This window comes from Allobosea sp. P4_C6, assembly GCF_056402015.1.
The window spans coordinates 76,178-88,342 of sequence record NZ_JBFUIF010000014.1 but is presented as its reverse complement, the minus strand read 5'-3'; the positions used below and the strand labels follow the sequence as shown (position 1 = coordinate 88,342).

Annotated in this window: 11 protein-coding genes; all 11 read right to left on the bottom strand. The window is 67.8% G+C overall.

Going from position 1 to position 12,165, the window contains the following annotated elements:
- The 11 genes from AC1DVA_RS12640 to AC1DVA_RS12590 all read right to left on the bottom strand — a co-directional run bounded on the left by AC1DVA_RS12640 (position 1) and on the right by AC1DVA_RS12590 (position 12,165).
- Positions 1-1,203, bottom strand: coding sequence for an efflux RND transporter periplasmic adaptor subunit (locus AC1DVA_RS12640; protein ID WP_476806104.1), 1,203 nt, complete (start codon positions 1,201-1,203; stop codon positions 1-3).
- Positions 1,200-2,648 carry an efflux transporter outer membrane subunit gene (locus tag AC1DVA_RS12635; RefSeq protein ID WP_476806103.1) on the bottom strand — a complete coding sequence of 483 codons (1,449 nt, stop codon included), beginning with the start codon at positions 2,646-2,648 and terminating at the stop codon, positions 1,200-1,202. Before AC1DVA_RS12635 ends, AC1DVA_RS12640 begins: the two co-directional genes overlap by 4 nt.
- A gap of 107 nt (positions 2,649-2,755) precedes the next feature.
- Entirely contained in the window at positions 2,756-4,189 is a 1,434-nt protein-coding gene (locus AC1DVA_RS12630; protein ID WP_476806102.1) for an NAD-dependent succinate-semialdehyde dehydrogenase, read from the bottom strand.
- Positions 4,190-4,448: 259 nt separating this feature from the next.
- Positions 4,449-5,270, bottom strand: a complete 822-nt coding sequence (locus AC1DVA_RS12625; RefSeq protein WP_476806101.1) for an aspartate dehydrogenase — start codon at positions 5,268-5,270, stop codon at positions 4,449-4,451.
- A complete protein-coding gene (locus tag AC1DVA_RS12620) occupies positions 5,267-6,361 on the bottom strand; it encodes an alpha/beta hydrolase (protein WP_476806100.1) in 1,095 nt (364 codons plus the stop codon). Before AC1DVA_RS12620 ends, AC1DVA_RS12625 begins: the two co-directional genes overlap by 4 nt.
- Positions 6,362-6,365: 4 nt before the next feature.
- Positions 6,366-7,067: an ABC transporter ATP-binding protein gene (locus AC1DVA_RS12615; RefSeq protein WP_476806099.1), complete on the bottom strand. Its 702-nt coding sequence runs from the start codon at positions 7,065-7,067 to the stop codon at positions 6,366-6,368.
- Entirely contained in the window at positions 7,067-7,819 is a 753-nt protein-coding gene (locus AC1DVA_RS12610) for an ABC transporter ATP-binding protein (RefSeq protein ID WP_476806123.1), read from the bottom strand. The genes AC1DVA_RS12615 and AC1DVA_RS12610 overlap by 1 nt, the downstream gene beginning before the upstream one ends.
- An 11-nt stretch (positions 7,820-7,830) precedes the next feature.
- Positions 7,831-8,856, bottom strand: coding sequence for a branched-chain amino acid ABC transporter permease (locus AC1DVA_RS12605; protein WP_476806098.1), 1,026 nt, complete (start codon positions 8,854-8,856; stop codon positions 7,831-7,833).
- A complete protein-coding gene (locus AC1DVA_RS12600; RefSeq protein WP_476806097.1) occupies positions 8,849-9,763 on the bottom strand; it encodes a branched-chain amino acid ABC transporter permease in 915 nt (304 codons plus the stop codon). Before AC1DVA_RS12600 ends, AC1DVA_RS12605 begins: the two co-directional genes overlap by 8 nt.
- A 213-nt stretch (positions 9,764-9,976) precedes the next feature.
- The gene (locus AC1DVA_RS12595; protein WP_476806096.1) at positions 9,977-11,155 is read right to left on the bottom strand and encodes an ABC transporter substrate-binding protein; all 1,179 of its coding nucleotides are present in this window, start codon (positions 11,153-11,155) and stop codon (positions 9,977-9,979) included.
- Positions 11,156-11,190: 35 nt separating this feature from the next.
- Positions 11,191-12,165, bottom strand: coding sequence for an MBL fold metallo-hydrolase (locus tag AC1DVA_RS12590; RefSeq protein ID WP_476806095.1), 975 nt, complete (start codon positions 12,163-12,165; stop codon positions 11,191-11,193).

Here is a 12,165-nt window from a genome sequence, read left to right as displayed (position 1 = left end):
TCAGAACCCGAAGGCCGAACGGGGGCGCCGGGTCTGGCGCGTGGCGTCCGGGCCGCCGGCGCTGCGGGTGGTGACGACGCGCTCGCCCGCCTTCAGGCCCGAGCTGATCTCGGCGACGATCTTGTTGTCGAGCCCGACGGTGACCTTACGCTGCTCCGGCTTGCCGTCCGCGCCGAGGACATCGACGAAGGTATTGGGGCCGCGGCGGCGTATGGCCGTGGAGGGCACGGTGACGACGTTCTGCGCCCGGCCGACGATCACCGTGACCTGCGCGGTCATCGAGGTCATCAGGCGCCCCTCCGCGTTCGGCACCTCGAAGAGGGCGTTGTAGTAGACCGCGCTGGTGCTCGTGGATGAGGAACTGCTGGCGGCGGAGGAGCTCGTGGCGTTCTGCGTCTTCAGCGTGTCAGGGGCCGGCTCGACGAAGGAGATCTTGCCGGGGAAGCGCTGTTCCGGCGCGCCGAGCACGCTGAAATAGACCTCCTGCCCGGCCTTCACTCTGAGCACGTCGGCTTCCGAGATCTTCGCCTTCACCGTCATCGTCGAGACGTCGCCGAGCACGACGATGGTCGGCGCCGACTGGACGGAGTTCAACGTCTGGCCTTCCTGGGCGACGACGGCGAGCACGGTGCCGGCGCTCGGCGCGGTGATGCGGGTATAGCCGAGATTGGCGCGGGCGTTCTCGACCTTGACCTGGCTCGAGACGATCTGCGCGTCGAGCGCCTCGATCTGGGCGCCGGTCGTGTTGACCGTCATCTCGGCGTTCTCGTAGGCGTCGCGCGAGACGGCGTTCTGGCCGATCATCTGCTTCTGCCGGGCGAGCACGGCCTGGGCATAGACGAGGCTGGCCTTGCGTTCCGTGCGCTGCGCCTTGAGCGCGGCGAGATCGGCCTCGGCCGAGCGCAATGTGTTCTGCAGGGTGACGCCGTCGATCTGGGCGATCAGATCGCCCGCTGCGACGTTGTCCCCGAGTTTGACCTTGAGCGAGACGACGCGGCCGGTCGCCTGCGCGCCGACGCTGACCTGCCGGATCGGCTCGAGCGCGCCGGAGGCGAGCACGGCTTCCTCGACATTGCCCATCGTCGCCTCGACGCTCGGGAGGCTGACGGCCTCGGCCGGCGTGGCCTGCCGAGCCTGCCAGACATAATAGCCGCCGGCGGCCGCGACGATCAGGGCAGGGAAAAGGAGGCGGCGCAGCCTCATGGTTGCGGTTCCTCTATGGGAATGAGGCGCGGGCGCGGCCCGGTTTCGCCGTCGATCACGGCGGGCACGGAGACCGCGACGGGCCTGAGCCAGCCGCCGCCCAGCGCCTTGTTGAGAGCGATGAACTGGGTGACGAGCGCGACCCTACTCTGGATCAGCGATTCCTCGGCGCCATATTCCGAGCGCTGCGCTTCGAGCACATCGAGGAAGCTGACATTGCCGGAGGCATAGAGCGCACGGGACAACCGCGCCGCCTCGCCCGAAGCGCGGGCTGCTTCCGACAGGCTGCCGAGCCGGAGCCTTTCCTGCCGCAGCCCGACCAGCCCGTTCTCGACATCCTGCAAGGCGGTGAGCACGGCGAGCCTGAACGCCGCGTCCTGTCGGTCTCGCTGGGCCCTGGCCGCATCGACCGCCGCCGCCAGCTCGCCGCCGTTGAAGATCGGCACGCTGAGGCTGGGGCCGATCGACCAGCCGATGGCGCTGTTCTTGGCGAGGTCGCCGAGCTTGATCGCCGAGGTCGAGATGCTGCCGGTCAGCGAGACCGACGGGTAGCGGTTGGCCTCCGCCTGGCCGATGCGCGCGGTCGCCTGCGCGAGCAGGCGCTCGGCCGAGCGGACATCGGGGCGGCGGCGCAGCACATCGGCGGGAATGCCGGCGCGCGGCGGCGCCGGCGTCGCGGGCACCGCGGCCGGGCGGGCGAAGTAAGGAGCCATCGCGGCCGGCGGGCGGCCCGTCAGCACGGCAAGCCGATGCTGGTTCTGGGCGAGCGAGGTTTCCAGCAGGGGAATCTGCGATTCCGTGCTCGCGGCCTGTGCGGTGGCGCGGGAGGTGTCGATGGCGGAGATGTCGCCGGCCCGAAAACGGGTGCGGGTCAGCGCCTCGGTCTCGCGCTGGGTCCGCGCCGTGCTGCGGGCGAGCGCGATCCGCGCCTGCAGGCCGCGCGACTCGACATAGGTCGAGGCGACATCGCCGATCAGCGTCAGCATGACGGAGTCCAAGTCGTCGAAGGCGGCGTCCGTGCCGTATGTCGCGGCCTCGACGGCGCGGTCGCGGGCGCCGAACAGGTCGATCTCCCACGACGCGTCGAAGCCGGCGCGGAAGCTGTTGCGGGTCACGAGCGCCGAGCGCGAGCGGTTGGCGATGGCGCCGCCATCGACCTGCGGGAAGAGCGCGCCGACCGCCTGCTCGCGCGCGGCACGGGCATCGCGGATGCGGGCCTTGGCTTGCGCGACATCGAGATTGCCGGCGATGGCCTGATCGATCAGCGCATTGAGCGTGGGGTCGCGGAGGCTGCGCCACCATTCGGATGGCTTCGGCGCCTTCGGCCCGCTCGTCGTCGCGCTCCAGCGCTGCGGCATGTCGAGCGTGGGCGGCGTGTAGTCCGGCCCCACGGCACAGGCGCCAAGACTCAACGCCAGCATCAGCAGGGTTGCGGAGCGAATCATCGCGGCCACAATGCCGCGAAAACCCGAGGCCGCCAGCCTTTCACCCCGTCCATGCGCAATATTTCGTCCCTATGGCAATCCTGCCAGTAAAGGGGCGGAGATTGCAGCTAGATGGCCATGCGATGCGAAAGCGTCTTGACCGTCATGTAGTGCGACAGGCCCTCGGCCCCGCCCTCGCGGCCATAGCCGCTATCCTTGACGCCGCCGAACGGCACCTCCGCGACGGAGGCTTCCAGCGTGTTGATCGAGACGTTGCCGGCCTCGATGCCTTCGGCGATCTGGTCAGCGCGCGCCGCGGAATGCGTGAAGGCGTAGGCGGCGAGGCCGAAGGGCAGCGAGTTCGCCTTTTCGAGGGCTTCCTCGACCGAACGCACCGGGTTGATCAGCGCCATCGGGCCGAAAGGCTCTTCGCGCATGGCACGGGCATCGTCCGGCAGATCGGCGATCACCGTCGGCGGGAAGAAATAGCCGCGATTGCCGAGCCGCTCGCCGCCGGTGAGCACGCGGGCGCCGCGAGCACGGGCATCGGCGGCGAGGGTTTCCAGCGCCTCGATGCGGCGGTGGTTGGCGACCGGGCCCATCTGCGTCTCCGCGTCGAGGCCGTTGCCGACCGTCACCGCCTGCGCCTTCTCGACGAAGGCCTTGGTGAAGCGCTCGTAGATCGATTCCTGCACGAAGAAGCGCGTCGGCGAGGTGCAGACCTGGCCGGCATTGCGGACCTTGCGGGTGGCTGAGAGATGGCCGGCCGCGACCGGGTCGACATCGTCGCAGACGATGACCGGGGCGTGGCCGCCAAGCTCCATCAGCACGGGCGTCATGTGGCGCGCGGCCAGCTCCGAGAGGTGCTTGCCGACGGCGGTCGAGCCGGTGAAGGCGACGAGGCGGGTCTGCGCCTGCGGGATCAGATAGCTCGAGATCTTGGCCGGCACGCCGAAGACGAGGTTGAAAACGCCGGGCGGCACGCCGGCATCGTGCAAGGCGCGGGCGATGTGGAGGGCGCCGGCCGGCGTCTCCTCCGCCGCCTTGATGATGATCGAGCAGCCCGCCGCGAGCGCGCCCGCGATCTTGCGGCAGGGCTGGCTCATCGGGAAGTTCCAGGGCGAGAAGGCCGCCACCGTGCCGACCGGCTGATGCATCACGACATAGCGGATGCCGGGCTCGCTCGGTATGACGCGGCCATAGGCGCGCTGGCCCTCGGCCGCATCCCATTCGAAGAACTCGCAGCCGCGGACCACCTCAAGCCGCGCCTGGGCCAGCGGCTTGCCGTGCTCCAGCGTGATCGCGAAGGCGATCTCCTCGACGCGCTCGCGCATCAGCGCGGCGGCCTTCAGCATGATCTCGGCACGGATGCGCGGCGCCATCCGGCTCCAGACCTTGAAGCCCTCGGCGGCGGCCGCGAGGGCATCGTCGAGATCGGCATGGGAGGCGAGGGGGACCGCACCGATGACGCTTTCGTCGGCCGGGTTCAGAACCGGCTGCTCCTCGGCCGTCTTCCGCCAGGCGCCGCCGATATAAAGCTTGAGGTCGGGATAAATCGTCATGAAAGCCTCGGCTGGCGGCGTGTTCAGCGGTCCGTCGGGGTCGTTTCCGCTAGTCTCAACGAGACCATAGGTGCGGGCTCATTCTGTGATCCAGTCGGATAAATCAGATAAATTCAGATTGATCTGATTATGAATAATGTGGGTTTGCTGCGAGCGTCATTCCGGGGCGAAGCAAAGCTTCGACCCGGGAATCTCACGACGAGAAGGCGCTGGTTTCCGAGATGCCCGGGTCAAGCCGAGGGCATGACGGTAGGTGCGCCTACCGCACGAGCGTCCGCACGCGGTTCTCGATCAGCCTGACCAGCCCGAGCGCCGTCATTTCGGAGGATTTCGGGTTCGAGGCCAGCGGACGGTTCTCTATGGCGATCTCCAGCTTCCCGAAGTCGCCGCGCGCGCTGAGCTGGTGGCCGTTGCCACCGGCGGCCGGGTCGGCGATGAGCTCGACGCGGGTACGATCAAGCCCGAGGCCGGCCAGCGCCGAGATCACCGCGACATTGGCATTCTGGGGGAAGCGGGAGGCGGCTTCGCGGGCAGTGCCGATGAAGAAGGATGTCGCTTCAGTCAGCTCGTCGAGCGCGACGAGGCTTTCGGCCGGGGTGCCGCGCCATGCGGAGGGTGGCTTGACGATGCGATGGACCACTTCGTCGAGCGGCAGCACGGAGGCCGCGGCGATGGCGTCGATGCCGGCGAGCGCGCCGGGCGGGATCAGGATCTGGCTACAATGGGCCTCGGCCGTGGCGACCAAGCGGTAGAGCAGCGCGGTATCGCAGAAGGCGCTGGTCGAGGCGACGGCGAAGGCGGGCGCGGATCGGAGCGCCGCCTCGCCCCAGATGCCGACCGACTCGCGCCCGGCCGCCTCGACGACGAGATCGAGATCGAGGCCTTCGAGTGCGTCGGGCGTCGTAATCATGGTTGCACCGGCCGGAGCATCACCGGCTCCGGCGGCATTGCGGACACCGACCGCGGCGATGACAATATCGGTGCCGCCATCACGGTCCGCCAGCAATTCGACGATGCGGCGGTTGATGGCGCCCCAGCCGATCAAAGCGAGGCGCAGGGGCTTGCGAGGGTGGTGCGTCATGAGCCTTTGCCCGTGTGGAGCGCAAGGTCGAGCAGTGCGCCGCCGTTCAACCCTTCGAGCATGCTGAAGTGGTGGCCCGGGCAGATCAGCGGGGCCGGCGCCTGCCACCTTTGCGCGAGAGCGGTCGATTGCGCCTTGAAGGCGTCGCTCTCGCCTTCGCCGACGGCGAAAGCGATCCGCGCCGTTTGCGGGCGAGGCTGGACGATGGGGCTGAGCCGCGTCGCACGCGCCGCGTCGTCGAGGCCGAGCATGCGGCCGAGGGGGAGATAGCCAAGCGGCTTCAGGTCGAACAGGCCGGAGAGCAGCAAAGCCGAGGCGATCGGCGGGGCTTCGGCTGCGCAAAGCGCCATGGCTGCGAGATGCGCGCCGGCGGAATGGCCGCAGATGTGCAGGCTGTTGGCATCGAGGCCGAGCGCATCGGCTTCACGGACGAGGAAGTTCAGCGCCGCGACAGTTTGGGCGATGCTCGCTTCCAGCGGCGTGTCCGGCGCCAGCCCGTAATTCGGCATGGCGACGGCGTAGCCGGCATCGAGCAGCCCTTGTGCGAACTGGGCATGCTGCACCTTGTCCGAGGCCTGCCAGTAACCACCATGGATGAAGACGAAGATCGGCGTAGGGCTCGCTCCGGCGGGACGATAGAGGTCGAGCGTTTCGAAGCGGCCGGGGCCATAGGCGAGGTCGACGCCGCCATGATTGGCGCGGAAGGCCTCGCCGTCGCAGCTCCACTGTCGGAACAGCGCCTTCATGTCGGCCTGCAGGCGCGGGCTGTATTGCCGGCCGAGATCGCGCAGCGTGTAGCCCTCGACGATCGTGTCGGGCAGCGGCTGCGGAGCGAGGTGCCGGGCGCGGATGGTCAGGCCGGGCTCTGTCTTGGGCTGAAGGCGGATCGGCGGGCGGAAGCCGGCGAAGACCTCGCGCCAGGCGAGCTCAACGGTGTGGCGAGAGAGATGGAAGGCTTCCGGCCGGTCGGTCTGCCAGATCATGCCGGTGAGGTGATGCGGGCCGCAGCCTGCGGCGATCAGCCCAGCCAGGATGTCGCTCAGCGCGTCCCGCAAGGCCTCGACCGGATCGGCCTCAGCGCTGTGGGCCACGATCTCAGACTCCGACATAGCGATGCACCAGCTCGGCATTGGCGGCGAGGTCGTTGCTTGAGCCCGACCAGACCGTGCGGCCTTTTTCGATGATGTAGTGCCTGTCGGCGATGCGCTTGAGCACGTTGATGTTCTTGTCGATCAGCAGGATCGACTGGCCCTGCGCCTTCAGAGCCTCGATGCAGCCCCAGATCTCGGCCCGGATCACTGGCGCCAGCCCCTCGGTCGCCTCGTCGAGGATCAGGAGCTTCGGGTTGGTCATCAGCGCGCGGCCGACCGCGAGCATCTGCTGCTCGCCACCCGACAGCGTGCGGGCGGACTGGCCGGCGCGCTCCTGCAGGCGGGGGAAGAGGGCGTAGACCCGTTCCAGCGTCCAGGGCGAAGAGCGCTTCAGCCGGTTCGAGGCGGTGGCGACGAGGTTCTCGCGCACGCTCAGCGTTGGGAAGACCTGCCGCCCCTCGGGCACGAGGCCGATGCCGCAGCGGGCGATCTTCTCCGGCGCGATGCCGGCTACCGCGCGCCCTTCGAAGCTGATCTCGCCGCCCTTCGGCGCGAGCAGGCCCATGATCGAGCGCACCGTGGTGGTCTTGCCCATGCCGTTGCGGCCGAGCAGCGTCACGACCTCGCCCTCGGCGATGTCGAGGCCGACATCGAACAGCACCTGGCTCCTGCCATAGGCGGATTGCAGGCTGCGCACGCTCAGCATCAGGCGTCTCCCTCGCCGAGATAGGCGATGCGCACTTCCGGATTGTCGCGGATCTCGTTGGCGGTGCCGGTCGCGATGACGCGGCCATAGACGAGAACGGAGATGCGGTCGGCCAGCGCGAAGACCGCATCCATGTCGTGCTCGACCAGGAGCATGGTGATGCGGCCCTTCAGCGCGGAGAGCATCGCGACCATCTGTTCGCTCTCGGCATGGCCCAGCCCTGCCATCGGCTCGTCGAGCAGCAGCAGGCGCGGCTCGCAGGCGAGCGCAATCGCGAATTCGAGCTGCTTCTGCTCGCCATGGGAGAGATCGGCGACCTTGACCTCGGCGCGGTGGCTCAGGCCTGCCGTAGCGAGATGCTGGCGGGCGCGGCCGCGCAGGCCCTCGTCGCGGCGCGCATTGGCGAAGAAGCGGAAGCTGTGCCCCTCATGCGCCTGCACCGCGAGCGCGACATTGTCGAGCATCGTGAAGTCCGGCAGGAGCTGGTTGATCTGGAAGGTGCGGGCGAGGCCGCGCCCGACGCGCTGCGACGTCGGCAGGGCGCCGATCTCCTCGCCCTCCAGCAGGATCGCGCCCTCGTCCTGGGTCAACTCTCCGAAGAGCTGGGTGATCAGCGTGGTCTTGCCGGCGCCGTTCGGGCCGATCAGCGCATGGATCTCGCCGTCGCGTACGTCGAGATCGACGCCGTCGGTGGCGACGAGCCCGCCGAAACGCTTGCGCAGGCCGCGCACCGAAAGGAGCGGTCGCGTCATGGTGATGTCGGTCATGGCGCGCTCCTGCCGCCGAGGCCGAGGCGGTTGAAGAGCCCGGTCAACCCGCCCTGGGTGAAGAGCACGACCAGCAGCAGGATCGGCCCGAGCACGAGCTGCCAATGCTCGGTCCAGCTCGTCAGCACGGTTTCGAGGATGACGAGGGCGGCGGCGCCCAGCAGAGGCCCGAGCAGGGTGCCGACGCCGCCGAGGATGACCATGATCATCAGCTCACCGGATTTGGTCCAGTGCAGCATGTCCGGGCTGACGAAGCGCAGATAGTTCGCCATCAGCGCGCCTGCGAGGCCGGCACCCATGCCGGAGATGACGAAGGCGGCGAGCTTGTAGCGATAGGGCGCGATGCCGATCGCGGCCATGCGCCGCTCGTTCTGGCGGATGCCTGCCAGCACCATGCCGAAGCGCGAGCCGACGATGCGCCAGAGCAGCAGGAAGACCAGGGCGGCGACGACGAGGCAGATGAAATAGAAGGTCGTATCGTCGCGGGTGTTGAGCTCGAACAGCGCATTGCGGCGGCGGATCGTCATGCCGTCGTCGCCGCCATAGGCCTTGAGCGAGACGAAGAGGAAGAACAGCATCTGCGCGAAGGCGAGCGTGATCATGATGAACTGCACGCCGCTGGTGCGTAAGCTGAGCGCACCGATGAGGCAGGCGAACAGGCCGGCGACGAGGATCGCTGCGGGCAGCGTGATCAGGAGCTGGTCCGTGCCGGGGATGAAGCCGAGGAAGAGGGCGTCGTCCGTCATGGTCCGATAGAGGATGCCGACGACATAGCCGCCGATGCCGAAGAAGGCGGCGTGGCCGAAGGACACCATCCCTCCGAAGCCGAGCGCCAGATTGAGGCTGGCGGCGGCGATGGCGTAGATCAGGACGCGGGTCGCCAGCGGCACCAGCGCCGGCTGGCCGATCGCCTTGACGACGAAGGGCAGGGCGATCAGCGCAACAGTGAGCGCGAGCAGCGCGATGGTGCGGCCCAGTGCGGGCGTCGCGGCATGTGCGCGGGTGAGGGCGTCGTCAGACATGGGCGGGGAACAGTCCCTTGGGCCGCACGAGCAGCACGATCGCCATGAGCAGGTAGATGCCCATCGAGGCGAGGCCGGCGCCGAGCGCGTCGGCTTCCGAGCCGGTCATGACATGGCGCAGCAGGCCCGGCATGAAGGCGCGCAGCGAGGTGTCGACGAGGCCGACGATCAGCGCGCCGAAGAAGGCACCGCGGATCGAGCCGACGCCGCCAATCACCACCACGACGAAGGTCATGATCAGGATCTGCTCGCCCATGCCGACCTGCACGGCGAGGATCGGCCCGGCCATCAGCCCGGCGAGGCCGGCGAGCAGGGCGCCGAGACCGAAGACGGCCGTGTAGAGCAGGCGGACATCGACGCCGAGCGCGCGGACCATCTCGCGATGAGTGGCGCCGGCGCGCACGAGCATGCCGACGCGGGTGCGGTTGATCAGCAGGTAGAGCCCGAGCGCGACGAGGAGGCCGACCGCGATGATGGCCAGCCGATAGACCGGATAGATCAGGCCGGGCAGGAGCTGGACCGAGCCGTTGAGCGCCGGGGGCACCGAGACGAAGAGCGGCTGGCGGCCGAACAGGATCGTCACGCTCTGGTTGAAGATCAGGATCAGCGCGAAGGTCGCCAGCACCTGGTCGAGATGGTCCCGCGCATAGAGCCGGCGCAGCACGACCACCTCCATCACCATGCCGATGATCGCAGCGGCGGCGAGGCCGGCCAGCACCGCGAGCAGGAACGAGCCGGTCTGCGCCGCGGCGAACGCGGCCGCATAGGCGCCGACCATGTAAAGCGAGCCATGGGCGAGGTTGATCACGCCCATGATGCCGAAGATGAGCGTCAGCCCGGCCGCGAGCAGGAACAGCATCACGCCGAACTGCAGGCCGTTGAGCAATTGTTCGAGAACGAGCGTCATCGCTGCCATATCCGGGCGGAGGCTCCAGAGGCCGTCCGCCGTCGTTCCAAAGCCGGAGGGGCTTACCCTGCGATGGAAACGCGCCGTCATTCCGGGCTTGTCCCGGAATCCATCATCGAGCGCTGAGCGTTACGATGGATTCCGGATCGGCGCCGCTCGCGCGGCTTGTCCGGAATGACGACTGCCTTTCCAATGCTGTCCAGGGTTATCGATTCAGAGCTTGCAGTCCTTGGCGTAGACGTCGCCATGGTCGCTCAGGACCTTGTCGACCGTCTTCAGGACCGGCGTGCCGTCCGCACCCTTCTCGACCTTGAGCGCGTACCAGTTCTGGATCGGATGCTGGTTCTTGCCGAACTTGAAGGCGCCGCGCACCGACTGGAAATCGGCCTTGGCGAGGGCGGTGCGGAGCGCCGCGACATCGGTCTTGCCGCTCGTCGCCTTGAGGGCGGAGGCAATGGCGAGCGCGGTGTCGTAGCCCTGGCTGGCATAATAGGTCGGCACGCGGTTGTAGGCCTTGGTCCAGGCTTCCACGAACTTCTTGTTCGCCGCGTTGTCGAAGTCGGTGTTCCAGTGGGCGGTGACGTTGAGCCCGACGGCGGCGTCGCCGACGGCCTTCAGGGTGGTGGCATCGAGCGAAGGCTCGGCGAGCACCATCGGCACCTTACCGAGCAGGCCGGCCTGCTGGTACTGGCGCAGGAAGGCGATGCCGAGGCCGCCCGGATGGAACTGGAAGACGACGTCGGGATTGGCCGAACGGATCTGCGCCATCTCGGGTGCGAAGTCGGTCTGGTCGAGGCGGGTATAGACCTCGCCGACGACCTCGCCCTTGAACAGGCGCTTGAAGCCGGTGAGCGCATCCTTGCCGGCCTGGTAGTTCGGGGCGAGGATGAAGGCCTTCTTGTAGCCGAGATTGGTGGCGTATTGCCCGGCGCTCTCATGCAGGCTGTCGTTCTGCCAGGCGACGACGAAGTAGTTCTCGTTGCACTCCTTGCCGGCGAAGTTCGAGGGCGCTGCGTTGGGGCTGACATAGAGCGCGCCGGAATCGACGATGTCGGGCACGGTCGCGCCGGCGACGTTCGAGAAGACGATGCCGGTCATGATCTTGATGCCGTCGGTCTTCAGCATCTTCTCGGCGATCTGCTTGCCCTGGCCGGGCTTCAGCGCGTCATCCTCGACGACGAGCTCGACCGGCACGCCGCCGAGCTTGCCTCCCTCCATGTCGATGGCAAGCTTGAACGCGTCGCGGATGTCCTGGCCGAGATAGCCGCCGGGACCCGAAAGCGTGGTGATCATGCCGATCTTGACCGGCTGCTGGGCGAAGGCGGTGGAGGCCAGCAGCAGCGATGCCAGGCCGAACGAGGCGGCCAGTCCTGTCTTCGTGTGTTTGAGCATGGTTGTCTGGTTCCCCTGTTTATTGGTCGTTGAATTCATGATTTCCCCGGCTTGTCCACGGTGAGGACAACCTGATCCCGCGATACCGGAAGGTAACGAAACGATACCTCGCTTCCCGCCTCTTCGATCCTGCCGAAGGACGGCGGAGCAAAATGATAGGGCGCGACTATCATATGTTCCCCCGCGCAACGACGCAGGATGCGGTCACGCATCGACAGCGCTTCGGAGGGGTTTCCGCAGAAATTCGAGTTCAGCCCGGAAATGATCAGCTGGATCGGATGATGGATGAGATCGGCCAGAAAACAAACATCGTTCTCCTCCGTCTTCAGTCTGACGATGGTCATTCCCGGCGAGTGGCCGGGCGCGGGCTCGAGAGACAAGCCGGGCGCGATCTCCGCCGGCGTCTCGACGGCAGTGAGGACACCCGCCTCGACCAGCGGCAGGACGCTGTCGACGAAGGCGCCGTGCAGGGTGGCGCCGGACGGGTCGGCGTCGTGGAGCGCCGACCAGTGATCGAGCTCGGCGCGGGGGGCCACATAGCGCGCCCTCGCGAATGTCGGCCGCCAGCGCTGCCCGTCATGGACCGTGTTCCATCCGACATGATCGGCGTGGAGATGGGTATTGACGACGAGATCGATACTGTCGGGAGGAAAGCCCAGCGCCGTCAGGACGTCGAGGAAGCGCCCGGAGCGGCGATGCCATGCCGGGCGATCGGGCCGTTCCTTGTCATTGCCGATGCCCGCATCGATCAGGACGGTCAGGCCCGGCCGGGCGATCACATAGCTGTTGAAGCTGAGATCGAGCGTCGCGTTCGCGGCATCGACGGCGCTTTCGGGCAATCGCGCGGCGGCCGCCGCCAGATCGGCCTGCGTCAGCGAGCCGAACATCGCCTTCGCCGGCCAACCGATGCCCTCGATGTCGGCGACCCGATAGATTCGGGTCGAACCGATGCTCAGCAGGTCAGCCGTGGCAGAGAGCTCGGGAAGTCGCAGGCGCGTCACCTCGGCCAT